This window comes from Streptosporangium sp. NPDC051023 (genome assembly GCF_040689595.1).
Lineage (GTDB): Bacteria > Actinomycetota > Actinomycetes > Streptosporangiales > Streptosporangiaceae > Streptosporangium.
Genome location: NZ_JBFBCE010000032.1, coordinates 13,505 through 29,016, shown reverse-complemented (window position 1 = coordinate 29,016; position 15,512 = coordinate 13,505). Strand labels below are relative to the sequence as shown.

General features: G+C 70.3%; 20 protein-coding genes. 5 read left to right on the top strand and 15 right to left on the bottom strand.

The features are described 5' to 3' along the window. Positions 1-57: 57 nt before the first annotated feature. From AB0395_RS21750 to AB0395_RS21725, 6 genes are all read right to left on the bottom strand, one after another. Positions 58-5,439 carry an NlpC/P60 family protein gene (locus AB0395_RS21750; RefSeq protein ID WP_366283089.1) on the bottom strand — a complete coding sequence of 1,794 codons (5,382 nt, stop codon included), beginning with the start codon at positions 5,437-5,439 and terminating at the stop codon, positions 58-60. 228 nt (positions 5,440-5,667) lie between these two features. Beyond that, a complete protein-coding gene (locus AB0395_RS21745) occupies positions 5,668-6,006 on the bottom strand; it encodes a hypothetical protein (protein ID WP_366283087.1) in 339 nt (112 codons plus the stop codon). Further along, positions 6,006-6,548, bottom strand: coding sequence for a 3'-5' exoribonuclease (locus AB0395_RS21740; RefSeq protein WP_366283255.1), 543 nt, complete (start codon positions 6,546-6,548; stop codon positions 6,006-6,008). The genes AB0395_RS21745 and AB0395_RS21740 overlap by 1 nt, the downstream gene beginning before the upstream one ends. 27 nt (positions 6,549-6,575) lie before the next feature. After that, the gene (locus AB0395_RS21735; protein WP_366283085.1) at positions 6,576-6,755 is read right to left on the bottom strand and encodes a hypothetical protein; all 180 of its coding nucleotides are present in this window, start codon (positions 6,753-6,755) and stop codon (positions 6,576-6,578) included. A 128-nt stretch (positions 6,756-6,883) separates the two neighbouring features. Then, entirely contained in the window at positions 6,884-7,456 is a 573-nt protein-coding gene (locus AB0395_RS21730) for a hypothetical protein (protein ID WP_366283083.1), read from the bottom strand. A gap of 281 nt (positions 7,457-7,737) precedes the next feature. Then, entirely contained in the window at positions 7,738-8,325 is a 588-nt protein-coding gene (locus tag AB0395_RS21725; RefSeq protein WP_366283081.1) for a hypothetical protein, read from the bottom strand. Positions 8,326-8,501: 176 nt separating this feature from the next. Here AB0395_RS21725 and AB0395_RS21720 point away from each other — a divergent pair, with 176 nt between their 5' ends. Beyond that, positions 8,502-8,732: a hypothetical protein gene (locus AB0395_RS21720; protein ID WP_366283079.1), complete on the top strand. Its 231-nt coding sequence runs from the start codon at positions 8,502-8,504 to the stop codon at positions 8,730-8,732. Between the two features lie 135 nt (positions 8,733-8,867). Here the strand turns inward: AB0395_RS21720 and AB0395_RS21715 are convergent, their stop codons facing one another. The 4 genes from AB0395_RS21715 to AB0395_RS21700 form a co-directional block, all read right to left on the bottom strand. After that, positions 8,868-9,302 carry a hypothetical protein gene (locus AB0395_RS21715; RefSeq protein WP_366283078.1) on the bottom strand — a complete coding sequence of 145 codons (435 nt, stop codon included), beginning with the start codon at positions 9,300-9,302 and terminating at the stop codon, positions 8,868-8,870. After that, the gene (locus AB0395_RS21710) at positions 9,302-9,562 is read right to left on the bottom strand and encodes a hypothetical protein (RefSeq protein ID WP_366283076.1); all 261 of its coding nucleotides are present in this window, start codon (positions 9,560-9,562) and stop codon (positions 9,302-9,304) included. The genes AB0395_RS21715 and AB0395_RS21710 overlap by 1 nt, the downstream gene beginning before the upstream one ends. Before the next feature lie 69 nt (positions 9,563-9,631). After that, positions 9,632-10,180 carry a hypothetical protein gene (locus AB0395_RS21705; RefSeq protein ID WP_366283075.1) on the bottom strand — a complete coding sequence of 183 codons (549 nt, stop codon included), beginning with the start codon at positions 10,178-10,180 and terminating at the stop codon, positions 9,632-9,634. Positions 10,181-10,187: 7 nt separating this feature from the next. Further along, entirely contained in the window at positions 10,188-10,712 is a 525-nt protein-coding gene (locus tag AB0395_RS21700) for a hypothetical protein (RefSeq protein ID WP_366283073.1), read from the bottom strand. Between the two features lie 151 nt (positions 10,713-10,863). On the opposite strand from AB0395_RS21700, the gene AB0395_RS21695 reads away from it, so the two are divergent. From AB0395_RS21695 to AB0395_RS21680, 4 genes are read left to right on the top strand one after another with little or no spacing between them, the layout of a single operon-like run. Beyond that, positions 10,864-11,436: a hypothetical protein gene (locus AB0395_RS21695; protein WP_366283071.1), complete on the top strand. Its 573-nt coding sequence runs from the start codon at positions 10,864-10,866 to the stop codon at positions 11,434-11,436. Between the two features lie 31 nt (positions 11,437-11,467). Beyond that, a complete protein-coding gene (locus AB0395_RS21690) occupies positions 11,468-12,205 on the top strand; it encodes a hypothetical protein (protein WP_366283070.1) in 738 nt (245 codons plus the stop codon). Then, a complete protein-coding gene (locus AB0395_RS21685) occupies positions 12,202-12,531 on the top strand; it encodes a helix-turn-helix transcriptional regulator (protein ID WP_366283068.1) in 330 nt (109 codons plus the stop codon). Before AB0395_RS21690 ends, AB0395_RS21685 begins: the two co-directional genes overlap by 4 nt. Next, a complete protein-coding gene (locus AB0395_RS21680) occupies positions 12,528-12,872 on the top strand; it encodes a hypothetical protein (RefSeq protein WP_366283067.1) in 345 nt (114 codons plus the stop codon). Before AB0395_RS21685 ends, AB0395_RS21680 begins: the two co-directional genes overlap by 4 nt. A gap of 155 nt (positions 12,873-13,027) precedes the next feature. On the opposite strand, the gene AB0395_RS21675 is transcribed toward AB0395_RS21680, so the two are convergent. The 5 genes from AB0395_RS21675 to AB0395_RS21655 form a co-directional block, all read right to left on the bottom strand. After that, on the bottom strand, positions 13,028-13,384 hold the full coding sequence (locus tag AB0395_RS21675; protein WP_366283065.1) for a hypothetical protein: 357 nt from the start codon (positions 13,382-13,384) through the stop codon (positions 13,028-13,030). After that, positions 13,365-13,700 carry a hypothetical protein gene (locus AB0395_RS21670; RefSeq protein WP_366283064.1) on the bottom strand — a complete coding sequence of 112 codons (336 nt, stop codon included), beginning with the start codon at positions 13,698-13,700 and terminating at the stop codon, positions 13,365-13,367. Before AB0395_RS21670 ends, AB0395_RS21675 begins: the two co-directional genes overlap by 20 nt. Before the next feature lies 1 nt (position 13,701). Next, positions 13,702-14,349, bottom strand: coding sequence for a hypothetical protein (locus AB0395_RS21665; RefSeq protein WP_366283063.1), 648 nt, complete (start codon positions 14,347-14,349; stop codon positions 13,702-13,704). Between the two features lie 147 nt (positions 14,350-14,496). Next, the gene (locus tag AB0395_RS21660) at positions 14,497-14,979 is read right to left on the bottom strand and encodes a hypothetical protein (protein WP_366283062.1); all 483 of its coding nucleotides are present in this window, start codon (positions 14,977-14,979) and stop codon (positions 14,497-14,499) included. A gap of 79 nt (positions 14,980-15,058) precedes the next feature. After that, positions 15,059-15,400 (bottom strand): hypothetical protein, encoded by a 342-nt coding sequence (locus AB0395_RS21655; protein ID WP_366283061.1) that lies wholly within the window; start codon positions 15,398-15,400, stop codon positions 15,059-15,061. Positions 15,401-15,512 lie beyond the last annotated feature (112 nt).

Below are 15,512 nucleotides of genomic sequence, written 5' to 3'. Positions count from 1 at the left end.
ATCGGGCAGGCTGTCAACGGGAGGGTGTTAACGTCGCGGGCTTGCGAGCCGCCCCGATCACCCCAGCAGGACCCCCAGTCGGCGGGCGGCGATGGCGCCGATCTCCTCCTCCGACTGGTGCGGCTGGGGATGCACATGAACCACCGCCGATGCCGCCGGTCGGCCGGAGGCCACACCCGCCCGGGGGACCACGGCTCCGCGCCGGTTGAGGTAGGCGTCGGCGGCGCCGCGGTTGAGGGCGTCGACCGCCCGCACCCCTCCCAGCAGGTCGATGGCGCGCGGGTTGAGGATCCACTCCAGGTCGCCGGTCCGGTTGTCGTAGAGGTTGACGCCCGGGTAGACAGGGCCGCCGGTGTCGCGCAGGAACGTCTCGGGTACCCGGCCCCATTGGGTGCCGGGCCGCACGGACACCTCACGCACGAACGCCCCGGTATGCGGTGCCTCCACGATGTGGCCCTGGCCGGCGAACATCACCACGTGCTCGGGCAGGCCGGAGGTGTTGAACCGCATGAAGCCCAGGTCACCCTCGGCCGGGGAGTCCACGTGCCGGGTCCAGGGCCACTGGGAGTAGGTGGTACGCGGCGCCACCTTCTTGATCGCCTGGTACCAGCCGTACTGCATCAGCGAGGAGCAGTCCCATCCCACGGTGCCCGCGCCCTGGGCGAAACCGCGGGAAGGGCCGGTGGGACCGCCGCCGCCCCAGGAGTAGGGAGTGCCGATCACCTTGCGAATCGCCGCGACGGCTTGGCGGCCGGGCCCGCCCAGTTCGGTTTCGTGGCCCACCAGGAAGTTGATCGCGCCGCCGATGATTTTCGCGGTCGCCCCGTGCACCAGCTGACCCCACTGGGTGGCGCCGAAGGACGTCTTCAGGGCGTTCAGCAGGGGAGTGGTGGCGCCGGTCAGGGCGTCGCGCAGGCCGTCGCGGAACCAGTCCTTGGCGGCGGTGAAGAAGTCGCTGACGCCGCTGAAGATCCCGCCACCCGCGAAGCGCCCGCCGACCGGGATGGTGCCGCCGCCCCGGAGGGGGACGATGCCGCCGCGGGCGTAGGCGGGGATGCCCATGCCGCTGGGGTCGCCGAGGCCTGCGAGGTAGCGCAGGACGCCGCTGACGCCGCCCTGGATGGCGGCCCGGTTGCCGCCCGTGATCCAGTCCTTGCCCAGGGCGCGGGTGAGTTCGGGGCGCAGAATGCCCTCGCCGCCGCCGACGGCGATGAGGGCGTTGTCGCGGCCGGGGGTGTAGCCCGGCACGATGCCGCCGCGGGCGAAGCCCTTGATCTCCGGTAGTTTCCAGGACGGGTTGATCCTGTCGGCGATCCAGTTCCAAACCGGCAGAATTCCGCGATTGTAAACGGTATTGACAATGAACGAAACGGGATCTTTGGCGATTTTCTGAAGTCTCTGCCAAAACCCCTTGATGAGTTCGACGCCACGACTGAAGCTGTCGGGGACGGTTTTGATAACAAAGTTGACCAAACTTGTCAGAAGCGGCTTTACGTTATTGTTCCAGACATTCGACAGCAGCGTTCCAATGCCGCGCCAGATCGACGACCATGCCTTGCCGACCTGGTCAAGACCCTTGCGGACCGTGTCGAAGTTGCCGGTGATCAGGCCGACCGCGATCTTGACCGCTCCGGTGATCAGCGACCAAACCGGCTTGATGATGTTTTCGTAGAACCACCGGACTTTCGGCGCCAAGACGTTAGTGAGGAAACTCCAGAAAGCCTTCAAGGTGGGCAGAATGTAGCCTTCCCAGGCCACCTTCACCGCCGCCTGGATTCCCCGCCAGGCGTCATCGACGATCTTGCGGAAGGTCGCCGACTTTTGGTAGGCGAGGACCACCGCGCCCACCAGCAGTGCCAGGATGCCGATGATCCATCCGATGGGGTTGTTGAGCATGACGAGGTTGAGGACGCGCTGAGCCCCGGCCCACAGCGTGGTCGCCGCCGCCGCGAGCTTCTGCCCGGTGGTGAGCACCGCGGTTTTGACGGCGTTGGCCGCCGATGCCGCCCCGGCCCGGAGGTTGGCCAGCGACAGCCCGTTGAGGGCGGCGATGCCACGCCCGGCGGCGGAAACGACGCCACCGATCGCTCCGCTCGCCTTGCTCAGGCCCGTCATCAGCGCCCCGGCCCCGGCCTTGGCCAGGGACGCGGTGTAGCTGCCGACCGCCTTGGCCGCCCGCCCGGCCGCAGCCCCGGCCCGCCCGATCCCGGCGGCGACCAGGTCCCCGCCCAGGGCACCGACGGTCGCCGAACCCCGATCGCCGCGCCCCCGGGCCGCATCCCGGCGCGAGGCGACGAAGTCCCGGACCCGGGTGGCGCCGCGGGAGACCGCGCCGCCGACCCGCTCGCGGGTGCTGCGCGCGGCCCCAGCCACCCTGTCCCGGACCCGGCGCGCCCCCGTACCGACCGCCCCCAGCGCCGACCCGGCGAGGTCCCGGGCGGCGTCGGCGACGTACATCGCCCTCAGCCGGGCGGTGTCGGCCGCTCCCCTGAGGGCGCCGCCCGCCTGCTGGGCGGTCAGCTTCGCCAGGCCGCCCGCCCCCAGGCCACCGGTCAACGGCCCGATGATCGATCCCGTCAGCTTGGCCAGGCCGCTGAACTTCGCCAGCGTCTTGAAGTGGGTGATGATCAAACCCAGGGCTTTACCGGTCAGGCCCAGCGCCAGGCCGGCACCCGACAGGGTCAGGATCGCCGACAGGACCGCGCCACCGCCCGGTAGCGACACCAGCGTTTCCAGGAGCGACACGACGCCGTCGAGCACGGCGAAGAACCCGTCCAGCGTGTCGCCGCCGGTGACCTCCGCCAGACGGATGAAGAACTCGATAGCCCGGCCAAGGAAGACCGCGAACTGCTTGGCCACCGGAAGGGCCTGGGCGAAAAACTCCCGCGCCGACTGCTGGAACTCCGGGCTGGCGGTGATGTCACGCCACTTGGCCGCCCAGGTCGCCAGGTCGGCCAGTGCGGTGTCGCCGGTCGGCCGGGCAGCCCGGCCGATGTTGAGCAGGGTCCCGACCAGGTCCGTGCCGATGTCCAGCAGCGTCTTGGCGGTCTCCTTGGCGCGGCCGAGGAAGTCGGCCAGCTCGCCGGTCCTGCGGCCCGTGGCGGTCGCGGTCTCCCCGGCCTTGGCCAGGGTGCGGACCCACCGGGCGAACGGCTCCACCAGGATCGGCCCGGCGACGACCGCGATATCCTTCAAGATCTTGACCAGGGAGATTCCGGCCTCGCCGAAGTCCTTCAGGGCCCGGTTGTTCGACCCCATGATCTTGCCGACGTCCCGCCGGAACAGGCCCGTCGACATCACACCGGCCGACTTCAGGGCCAGGGCGCCGATCACCCCGCCGGTGTCGACTAGCTTCTTCTCCACGACGTCCAGCAGCGGCAGCGCCTTGATGATCCCCTTTTGCAGCGGCGGCAGCAGCGCCGCCTGCACCGCATCCCGGAGCTTGTAGAAGCGGGGCCGCAGGGTGCCGTCAATGAACCGGGCGAACGTCTGCCCGGCCGGGCCGAGCTTGCCCATCGCGATGCCGACGTTGCGGATGGCCGCCGACTGGGCGCGGGCCGCCTCCGTGCCAGACGACATCGCCTCCACGATCGCCCGCCGGGCATCGGCGATCTCGCGGGCGCCGTCGCGCTGGGCGGACCGTAGTTCCCGCTGCGAGTCGGCGATCTCGCGGGCGCCATCGCGCTGGGCCCGCAGCAGCGCCGCTTGATCGTCGGCGATGTCGCGGGCGTTGTCCCGCCGTACCTTGGCCAGGTCGGCGGCGGCGTCGGCGGCATCGCGCGCCGCTTGGGCCCGCGCATCCCGCAGGTCGGCCTCGGCGTCGGTCTCGGACTGCGTGGCGTCCTGCAGGCGCTCTTTGGCCTCCAGGACCTCCCGCGATCCCTGCACACCGGTGCGGTCGGCCTCGGCCTGCTCGGCTTTGAGGTCTGCCTGGTGCTCACGCACCTTGTCCAGCGCCAGGACGGCCTTGTCGTAGTCGATCTGCGCCTGGCGCCTGTCCAGGTCGGAGGCGCCCTCAGCGTAGGGGCTGCTGATCGCGGCCAGTTTGCGGCGGGCATGCTCCAGGGCGACTTGGGCGTCCTGCTCATCCAGCGCCGCATCCCGGACGGCCAGCGCCAAATCTTCGAATCGTTCGGCCGCCGCGGCGCCGGCGCGGTTCAGGTCCTGCTGGGCCCGGGTGGTGGCCTCGTGCATCGACGACAGGCGCTTTTCGGCATCGGTCACGCGCCGCGCCCCGGCCACCCGTACATCGGTGAGCCGGGTCTCGGCCGCCAGCGCCCGCTCGGCCGCGCTCTCGGCCCCGCGTTCGACCGCTTGACGCGCCGCGGCGATCCGCTCGGCCGCACTCTCTTGGCTGCGTGCCAGATTCCGGCGTGCCGTGGCGATTCGCTCGGCCACCGACTCCTCGGCCCGTGCCAGTCGCTCCTGGGCTGCCCGGATCTGGTCGGCCGCCACCGACTGGTGCCCGGCCGAGGTGGTGGCGATCTGCCCGGCCTGGTCCTGGGCCCGCCCCAAGACCTGGACCGCCTTACCGATCCCGGAAAAGCCCAGCAGGAGACCGGCCGCCCCCTGGGCCGCCGCACCGACCAGACCGGGCAGGGCGGCCAGGACGCCCACGGCCTGGGATCCGGCGGCCACCACCGAATACAGGCTCGCCGCCAGGTTGGTGACGGCGCCCGCGGCGAGCAGGACACCGGAGGCGATGGCCGGGAACCGAGTCAGCCGGGTCATCGCCCGGCCGAAGGCCGTCAGCGCCTGGCTGCCGGTGACCTGCACCGGCAGCCTGATCGGCCGGGCCTCCTGGCTCCGGCGCAGCGCCTCGACGATGGCCGCGGCGCTGAGAACGTTGACGCCGACATCGACAGTGATCCGCTCACGCCTCAGCCGGTTCAGGCGGGCCCGAGCCGCGGCGTCGTCGAGGTCGACCCGCACATTGGCCCAGACTCCCCGCGCGGCGGAGTCGATCTTCTTCGTCAGCTCCTCACGGATCTGCGCCCGGTCGAAGGTGACCTTGGCCTTGATCTCGGCAAACCGGGCTGCCGCCCGTGCCTGCGCGGCCAGGCGGGAGGTGTCCAGCTCGGCGGCGACCTTCGCCTTGAGGTTCTTGGAGGCCGCAGCGACCTTGCCGGCGATTTCCTGCCGGGCCTGGGCGCGGTCGACCTGGACCTTCGCCTGGATCGTGGCCAGCTTCGACAGGGCCCGCACCTGGGCGACCAGGCCGGTGGCGCGCAGCTCGACAGGGATCTTCGCCTTGATGTCAGCCGTCTTGATCGCGGTGCGCAGCTGGGTCGCCAGGCCGGTGGTGCTCAGCTCGGCGCGGACCTTGGCCGTGACGCCGGCCAGCGCGGTTTTGATCTCGGCTGTGGCGCGTCCGCGCAGGCCGGTGGTGTCGATCTCCACCGTGGCATACAGCCGACCGGCCGATGCGTCCTCGCTCACCCTGCGCCCCCACCCATGCCGCACACAGCGGCGGCTACCTCGTGGGGGTGGGCATCCGGGATCTGACCGTAGGCGTCCTGATCTGCTTAGGTCGCCCCCTGCTGACCTGCGGCAATCACCTGACGGCGGGCGGCATCGTCGGCCACAGTGAGGGTGCGTAGGAGCACAGCCAGGCGCCGCCTGGGTTGCTGAAAGCGCCTTGCGACGCTCGCCAGGCGCCGCAGGGCGTCACCTCATCGACGCACGGCGCCGCACCTCGGCGTTGACTTCGGCAGACCCCGGCACCTTCTCCCCGGGGGCCAGCAGCCGCCAGAACCCCTCGACGGTGAATGCCTCCACCAGGGCGGCATCGTCGGCGGTCACCGCAGCCACCACCCGCCGATACGGCAGGCGGTCGGGATCGGCGATGCGGCGGCCGGTGGACTCGGCGTAGGCCATCTCCTCCTGCATCAGCCACCCGGCCACCACCACGATCCGTACCTCGCCGGCGCCCAGGCACAACGCCCGCCACCCGGGATGGCCGGTCTGGAAGTCGACCGTCACCCACTCCCACACCGTCACCACCATCACGCCTCCGCAGCCCTGGCCGGGGGCATCGGGCCCAGCAGGCGGCGTAGGCGCTGGATGTGCATGGCGTCAGCCAGGGCGTGGTGGGCGGGCCCCTCCTGGGAGGGGAGCGGCGGGTTGCCCATGCGGTCGATCTCCTGCTGAAGGTCGTTGGTGCGTTGCGGGATGCCCGCCAGCAACTGCGCCATGGTGCCGAACAGCTGCGCGAGCACCACGTGGTCGTAGTCGCTGTACCAGCCCCACAGCCGCGGGGAGGGGCGGTAGGTGATGAAGTCGGCCACCATACGGGCGATCTGCGGCCGGGACATCACCGCCGGGTCGGCCAGATCGAGGTGGCCAGCGAGGCAGCGGCACCGGGCCGTGGTGCGCGGCAGGTGGGGGTAGACGTTCGTGCGCAGCCACGGGTGGGCATACACCGCCGCCAGGTCCATGTCGGCGTTGACCGCATACAGGAGATCGCCGGAATCATTGATCATTCCGATGGAGATCAGCATGATCGGGTAATCCGGGCCCCGCTCCAGAAACTCGGTGTCGTAGGCGATGTCGATGACGTCTCTCCTCGGGTGTGGTCACGCCGCTCGTCGAGCCCGCCGCGCCTGGGCGTTCCTCAAAACCGCCACGGCGTGCTTGGTGCCGCTCAGCCCGGTCTCCGCACGGGCCTGCTGACGCTGCAGGTGGGCCGGCCGCTTGACCTCGACCGGCTTCTTGATCCGCATCTCCGCAGCCAGCACCGACACCATCTCGATCACCTGGGCCAGCAGCTCGTGGGTGAGCGTCCACTGCTCGGCCAGGCGCAGCTGCTCGCGGATCTGCGTGGTAGTGCGGATGTAGGAGGTCTCCGGCAGCCGCTCCAGGAACCCGGCCAGCTGCCGTACCCCTAGGAAGCCTTCTTCTCCAGGCCGTCCCCACGCCCGGCGGGCGTCGATGCCGAGGTGGGCGCGGAGGTCGTATTCGAGGTCGCTCCAGCGGGCGAGGGCGTAGTGGACGGCGATGATTCCCCCAGGCCCACCCCGTACCAGGAAAACAGCAGCGTCGCCAGGTCGGCCACGTCCCACGGCGTGGGCCGGGTCGCCACGAACGTGGCATAGCCGTCCTCGCCGAACAGGCGCCGTGCCATCTCCTGCACCATGGAGACGATCTCCTTGGGCAGGTCGGGGTTGGTGGCCAGCACGCCGACGATGAACTCCAGCGCCGCCTCGTTGCTGACGGTGTCGTCGCTGGTCTTGCTGAACAGCTGTAGCGCCTGGCTGATCAGGAGCGGCAGGTCGACGTTGAGGTCCTGCAGTGGCTCCAGCACATCAAGGGGGAATTCGGCTGCCAGCTCGGCGATGAACACCTCGCCGTACTGGATGCGCAGCGTCTCCCCGCGGCCCTCGCGGCGGGCCGCGCGTGCCCGGGCACGTTCGGCGCGGCGGGCGGCCAGGTCGACGGTTTCAGAGGTATAGGACACGGTGACTCCCAACGGTGATTGTTCGACTACTTAGTAGCCGTGGTGATCACCGCACAGGGTCACAGTCCTGGGGCGTTAAGGTCGCCCCCTGCATCACAGGAGGTGGACGGCCGGGTGCTGGACCCCCCGGACAAGCACCCGGCCGCCGTCCCGGCCCGTCGAATCAGACTGGATGAGAGACGGAGCCGCGGGCGACATCGACGATATGGGCCTTCCGCTGGTTTGGTCACCACCCGCTCGGAAGTGTGACGCCAAGATTGCTTTACGGGCCCCGGCGCGGATCAGGGGATGGGGGCGAAGGAGTCGTCGTTGGTGCGGATGTACCAGTCGTCACCGATGTCGTTGCCCAACACGGCCAGGCGCAGCGGCAGCGTGGATTCCTTGGTCTTGTCCAAGCTGATCTCGGCGCCTTCGGACTGCTCGGCCTTGGGCACGATCAGCCGGTAGACCTTGGCCTCGTCGTGGACCTCGACGATCGCAGCGATCTGGGTGCGACCTCCCACGGCCGGAGGGCTGTACTTGTAGTGCTTGGGCACGGCGGGCGGGCCGACCACCGCGGCGATCTCGGAGACGGTGCCCCCACCGAAGATTGCCTTGAAGTTGTCGCCGGACCACTCCTGCAGGTCCACCTGGATGGTGGCGCTGTCCTCGGTCTGCCAGCGCCGGGTCGCCTTGGACGACTGGTGAGACTTGACCTCCTCGAAGGAGGGGTCCGTGTTGAACTTCAACGAGTCGGGTGTGAAATATCCGACCTCGCGCCAGGCCGCGGCCAGGGTGTCTTCTGCTCCGGCTGGGGCCGTGGTGCCCACGGGCGCCAGGTAGACCCGCGCAAGCTGCGGGATCAAGATCCGGTCGCTGTCCACCGCCATGGGGCATCTCCTCAGATGTCACTCATGGGGGTGTCGCATCGCAGGAACCGTAGATCCGGCGCCGCTCTTGTGTCGCGCCCTCGTCGGCCGCGCCGGTCGAAAGCGCCTATGCCGTCAGGGCGGCCACCTCTAAACTGTTTGCAGGTGCAACCACCCCACGAATTGGAGCGCCGCCGATGGTCCCCACCCTCGACCGGCTCGCCGTCGCCCTCGCCGACACCCCCGACGGGCGCGCCTTCCTTGCCGTCGCCACCCCGGCCGCGGCCGACGCCACTCCCGCCCCGCAGACGCCCGTGAACGTTCCGGCCTGCCCGGCCGCCCACCGTGCACGCGCCATGCGGTGCCGGGCGGTCATGCACGCCTTCGGTCTGGCGCCCGCGGGAATCCTCACACCCCCGCAGGCGTGAACTCCCACGTCGCCCGCCGCGCCGTCCACGGACGGCCCACCCGTGCGCGCACGGCGTGAACGGGCGTGAACGCCCAGCTCACCGCCCTGCACGCTCTCAGGGTGCGCGTGAACGCCCACGCGTGCACGGTGTGAATCACACCCGTCGGCAGGCGTGCGACCAGATACGGCACTGGGCGACGTAGCGCGGCTGCCCGCTCGGCTCGGGCGACCATCCCACCCCCACGCCCCCCAGCACCTCGGTGATGACCGGGCCGCCGGGCGGGGTCGGCAGCTCCGGCAGCTCCTTCAGGGCGGCCAGCGCGAGGTAGCACAACGCCTTCAGCGCGCCCTTGCCGATCGTGCCGTCCAGGTCGCCGTACGCCTCGATCTGCACGGTGGAGATCACCAGCTTGATCAGATTGCGGTCATCCCCCGGCGGGTCGGTGATCACCAGCCGGGGGAAGGGGGCGACGTTGTCCAGCCCCACTCGATCCGGCCCGCCCAGCGCCGCCGTCACCTCCGGATGCGACGACAGGTGAGCGATCACCCGCGGGATCGGGTCGGTGCGCGCCAGGCGGTGGACGTCCATCAGGGCTTGTCGGCCTTCACGGTCTGCTTGCCCGCCGCCGTGCTCGTTGCGGCCGTCGCCAGGGCCTCCTGTACCTGCTCGATGTCTTCGGGATCGATCCCGGCGGCATACCCGGCCGAGATGATCCCGCGCGCCTCGTGATAGGGCACGGAGATCTTCTCGCCGACCTGATAGTCACGGATCTGCTTGGCCCGCACCCGCTTGGCGCCCTCCTCTTCCAGAGGGTGGGCAAGGGTCAAGGTGACCATCTTTTCCGACACGGCGCGCCTCCAACGTCCGGCTGAATCAACGCCCCCACGGTGCCCGGCGGCCCGGACTAAGGTCGCGCGCTAGGTACGGCGGGCGCCCACACCCCGCACCCGGGCGGCCACCGCATCCACCGCCTGCGCCAGGAACGGGGCCGCCGCATCACCGCTGGTGCCGGTGTGGGACTCCACGATCCGCGGGAAGACCACGCTCACCCTCCCCACCACTCGCCGCCCGGCTGCCGCCGCCGGGCTCGCGCGCACCTTCATCGCGATTGCCTTCGGCACGGTGATCGCCACGCACCGGCAGTTTCGCCGCTGGTCCAGCGGCAGCGACGGATCCCGGGGCTCGCGCGCCAGGTCGTATCCGGCCATCAGCTGGGCGCGCTGGCCCGGCGCGGCCGGTGACTGCTTACGCAGTTTGAAGCGCAGGTTCCCCGGGATCATCTGGTGGTCGGCGTCGCGGTGGGAGGGGCGGACCCGCTCGTCGGCCACCGTGACCCACACCTTGGCCGCCGGCGCGCGGGCCGCGGCCTCGGCGGCGACCTGCACCGTCAGCCGATTGACCAGCCCCACCATGCGCCGGGCCACCATCTCCTCCAGGTCACGACGCAACTCCACCCGCACCGTCACCCCTCCTTCACGAGTAGCGACCGGCCGGGGCGTGCATCTCCCACTCCCTGCGCGACATGAACGCCTCCCCCAGGGCCGACAGGGTCACCACCGCCTCACCGCTGTCGAGCAGATCGAGCAGGTTGATGCCCGCCCGCCGGTAGGTCTCGGAGACCAGCTGCACCGGCAGCAGACCGTAGGGCGGCGCTGGGCGCTCGGGCCGCATACGGCGCCGCAGGAAGATCAGGTAATCCAGCAGGCTGTAGCCAACGCCGTCCAGCGACAGGGCCGCCCGCGCCACCTCCTCGCGCTGGTGTGCGCTCAGGTCCGGGAGCCAGCCGTAGAGCACGTAGCGGCCGACGTAGTCCCGGCGATCGGCTACGCGGGCGCCGCAGTGCCCGGCCTCCATCACGCGCTCGGCGTCGATGACGATGAAGGCCTGGGTGTAGTGGCTGGACTCCCCGGCCAGCGTGTGGCCGATCGTGGCGCGCACGTTGGCCCAGCCGGTGGAGTAGGTCAGCCCGATGGCACCGATCGGCGGGGTCCACAGCACCCGTGCACCGTAGCCGTCGGCTATCGGTAGCGTCCTTGCCTGCGGCCGTGCCGCTCACACCCCTGACTTACTAAGTACCCGCACTTTGGAAGCAGAAGAAGGTGGCCGGTTCTCCTTCCGCAATCTGCTAAGTAGGCGTACTATCAATGTCATGTTCGAAATCCTGACCGGCCCCGGCGCCCCGATACCCCCCTACGAGGGGGCGCCCCGCTGGGACTTCCGCGCCGCCCACGACATCCTCACCGGCAACGGTCTGCTCCCCTCCGAGGACAACAGCGACGGGTTCTTCCTCATGCACGACGTGTGGAATGTGGCCATCTGCCGCGTCCAAAGAGGCGAGATCGAGCGCCCCCGCACCCAGGCCGAACGCGCGACCTGGGATGAGGCCATGACCGCTTACGAGAAGGTCTTGTCCGGAGCCGGATGGACGATCGTGCGCGCCAACAAGGTCGCCGTCGTCGTGTGCGCCCCGGCCGCAACCGAGCCGCCCACCACCGTCCATGTGCACCGCCAGGACGTCGGCCACCACACCCTGATCTTCGAGGGCCACCCCGCCATCGTCTGCGCCCTGCGCATGCACCTGGGCGGCGTCACCGCCGGCACGGACGGCTACCGCGCCTACAGCCACACCGACCGCCTGATCACTAGCGGTGACATTCCCGAGTGCGCCCGCGCCCTGGCCCTGCACTATGGCCTTCCCGTCCCCGTCCAGATCCGTTCCTGACCCCACCCTCAACGCAAATGTGAGGCGAAAGATGAACAACGATCACTTGACCTCCCCGCTCCAGCTCGCCGACGCCCCCGCCTTCGCGATCGACGTCGTCAAGCCCGGCTACCCCACCGCCCACCTCGGCCCCTTCGCCGCCGAGGAGCAGCGCAGCTCCTACCTGCAGGCTCTGCGCAGGCAGATGAAGACCACCGCCTACCCCGAGGGCGTCTGCTTCGAGGACGTCCCCTACGACTCAGACCGGACCGACGTCGACCACCTCCCCGTCGACCTGCCCGGCACCCCCGTTGAATTGGCCACCCTGCTCGCCGCCGAGCCCGACGCCACCGGCCGCGCCTTTCCCGACCTGCCGACTCGCCTGCGGATCCGCTTCGGCGATGACGACGGGGAACGGCTGTGGCGCCTCGTCTTGGCCGAGGTGGAGGCCGACCAGGCGCACGCCGACCACTTCGCCGCTCACGTTAAGCGGTGCGACGCCGCCACCGACGCCCTCAAGGACGCCATGGCCCTGCTGCGCCAGGCCCGCCGCGCGCTGGGGGACGCCGCTGAGGAGGACTGGTGCGGCGACGGCGAACTCGACTCCGTCGACTATCGGGACGCCGAGGCCTTCTTCGACATCGCCGAACGGCAGATTCGCGCCATCCAGCGGATCACGCAGAACTTCCGCGCCGAGGCCGAGACCTTCCGGGCCCTGAACGCCACGGCGGCCGAGACCCTCCGCCGCCGTCTGCAAACCTGCGACGAAAAGGCGGCAAAGGCTTCATGACCCCCGCCCAGCGCATCGCCGAAGAGCGTGACTACCTCGGCATGACCCGTCTCCTCGTGGCCAACGCCATGCAGGTCACCGAGGAGGAGGTCGCCGCGTGGGAGGTGGGCTGTACCGTCCCCGACGACGACGAGATGGCACGCCTGGCCGCATTGTTCGGGCTGCCGGTGGAACGCCTGAACGGCGCCGACCTGACCATCCCGCCTCCCCTGGCAATCGAGATGACCGACCGGGGGCTTTCGTCGGAGAACCAGTGGGAGGTCGCCCGGTTCATGGAGTTCCTGCAGTACCGCAGGCCGCACCTCACCGAAGAGGAGAGGAGATGATCGGAAGCGGCCCGATCGAGGAACCGGGCGATCCACGGCTGATGGCCTTGACCGCCTACGCCGGATCCCGGCACATCGAGTGTGTTCTGCGGGGGACCGTCGTCCTGCGACACCTGCACAGCCCCGGGGATCCCCACGCGGAGCTGAAGTGCCCGACCTGCCGTGACTCCCACGGCCGCCGCCTGCCCTGGCCCTGCCGCACCTACATCGAAATGGTTCGGGCCCTGGGCGGCGACCCACGGCCAGCGCTCGACCTGGCCGACGCGATGGGCATCAAGATCGGCCCCTTGCTGGACATCGAGGCGCTGATGCACACCGACCGTCAGGACCGTCAGAGATGAGGAGGGGAGGTGCCCTCTCCCGGCTGGGCACCTCCCCCACGGGGCCGCATGCGATCGGGGGACCCGGCGGCCATCGCCATGCTGTGACGAGCCTGGCGACTTCTGCCACCGTGCCACCCCACGCCCGATAACGTCGCCTGTTCGACCTGACGACATTAGGGCCGCGTTGCCCCCTCAACGGTGCGGGCGTGCCCCTCGACGCGGATGTAGCTGACCTCCGGGTACTCGGTGTGCTCCAGCAGGTCGGCAGAGGTGACCAGCCAGGCCTGCCCTGAGTCCGGGTCGACCACCAGGTCTTTCTGATAGACCGGCCAGGCCGCCGGATCCACCGCCAGCACCCACACCCGGCCCTCGATCTCGCCGATCGCCGTATCCGGCCCCTCATCGGCCCGGCCCGGCCACGGACCGACCATCGCCGCCCAGGTGTAACCCGTGCGCTCCCCATGCGAGCCGATCGCCCCGCCAGTGCGCCGCCGCACCCCCAAGGAGCGGTCAGGCAGCAGCACTGCCACGCTCCCCCTCCTTCGGGCCCCGCAGCGAGCCGTCCGGAACCGGCAGTACGTGGTTCCGCTCGATGTCCCAGAGGGCGGTCACAGTATCCAGGGCCGGATCGTCCTCGCCGTCCAACCAGTGCACAACCGTGGCACCGCCATGCCCATGAATGGCCTCGATGTCGTCGATGCCGTCGGCCACGCAGGTGGTACGGCGGTCGCTGTGCCACCGGTAGGCGCACACCCCGTCGGGGAACTGCACGCCGTGCACGACGATCCCCCGCCCGGAGACGCCGCTGACGTCCTGCAATCGGATCAGCACGAATCGGCGAAACATGTCAGGCCTCCCACTGTCCGGTGTAGGTGTTGCGGTCATACGGCCACGGCGCGCTGTACTGGCTCGGCATCTGGTGCGCCCGGCGCCCGGCGATGCGCCACTGCCGGCAGGTGGCGAACGTCGGCAGCGAACCGGCCGCACGATCCCCCTGCTCGGCCTGCGACGCGTTTTTCTCATCGGCGTAGGTCACCGACTGGCCCTCCACCGCCACCGATTGCGGAACTCGCGCCGAGGCGGCCCCCAGACGTTGGGCCAGGTCACGCAGCACCGGGGAGGCCATCGCGTGAGCGCGCACCAGGCGCCGCATCGGCTCCAGGTCCGGGGCGTTGGCCGCATCCAGGCCCGCGGTGTAGGTGACCGTGTAGCGGCCGGTCGACTGTCCCTCGAACGTCTCCGGCGTGGCGGACAGGACCGCGATGACCGGGGTGTAGGCCAGTACGTAGCCATGTGGGTGGCTCGAGATCGGCCACAGGCCCTTCTGGGTGTAGAGCCGAGGCGTGATCGGCCTGCCCAGGTAGGCCTCCAAATCGGTCTGGGCGTCGAAGATGGCCTGCTGGATCAGCCATCGGTCGTCCTCGTTCCACGGCTCGCCGATGCGCAGGTGCCGGGCGACGTCGGAGACCGACACGATCAGGACAGGTGTGCTCACAGCGCCGACGGTGGCAGGAGGCGCCCGGTAAGGTCGCGCCGTCAGACGAGAAGAGGGGGCGCGGCGTCCCCCCACCCCCATGGAAAAAGGACGCCGCGCCAGCGCGACCAGGGCCATCCCCCCACAGCAACGGCCCCGACCGCACGATCAAGAGATCGTCTGCTCCGCCTGTAGTTCGCGGTACTTGTCGACGACCTTGCGGGCCTGCCACACCGGCACCTGCGCCCCGGCCGGGTACAGCAGGTGAGAGGTAACCTGGGAGGCGTTGGGGTACTTGAACCGCTCGAACACCCGCACCTTCACCGTGGCGAACGTGCTCGGGTCACCGGCCTCAGGGAAGACGAACACGTCCTCGATGTCCAGCGGCTGCTCGTTCTCATCGACCAGGCCCTCGTGGGCCGACCCGGGAACCGACCGCAGCGCGTTGGACGCCGAGACGGCGTTGGTGGTGGAGTCGGGGTGGCCGTGCAACGGCTGCTGCTGCATCTGCCGGGCCGTCAGCGGCGGATCGATCGGGGCCGCCGACGACTGCGCCACGTCGCTGGGCTCGGCGGTCTCACCGGAAGTGGTCGCGGTGGCGGTCTCGGCCGAGGAGTCGGCCTCCTGCCCCTTGCTCTTACGTTCGGCCACGGTCAGCTCCTCCAGACGGCCGGTTGATTCCGATGCACCATAGGCACGCCCGTCCGGTTGGGTCGCGCTCTACCAGCGGTCACGACCCGGGGCCGTTCAGGCCCAGCCAGAGCACCAGGAACGCACACAGGTTGGTGATCTCCCGCGTCTGTGGCTGCGGGGCCGGGAGCGGCGTGGTGGGCGCCCCCGGGCTCTGGGTGACGATCTGGGTCTGGCGGACCTGGATCCGAGGCCGGTGCTGCCGGCGGGGAAGGGCGCAGCGCGGGCGGGCGCAGGCGGCCGGGCGCGGCGCGGGCCGGTAGGTCGTCAGGCGGACGCAGCGGTCCTGCCCGCACGGCACGGCCTGGGCGGGAGCGGCCACACCCACGGCGGAGACCAGCAGGCTCCCCCACACCACAGCGATGATCATCAGGCGCTTCACCCGACATCCTCTCCACGTTGATCACTAGACCGGACCGACCGTAGGAGGGAGAAGGCCGTAGCGTCCCGGCGTGCGTCTGCCCGCCCCGGCGGCCGACGGCCACGGGGACGGC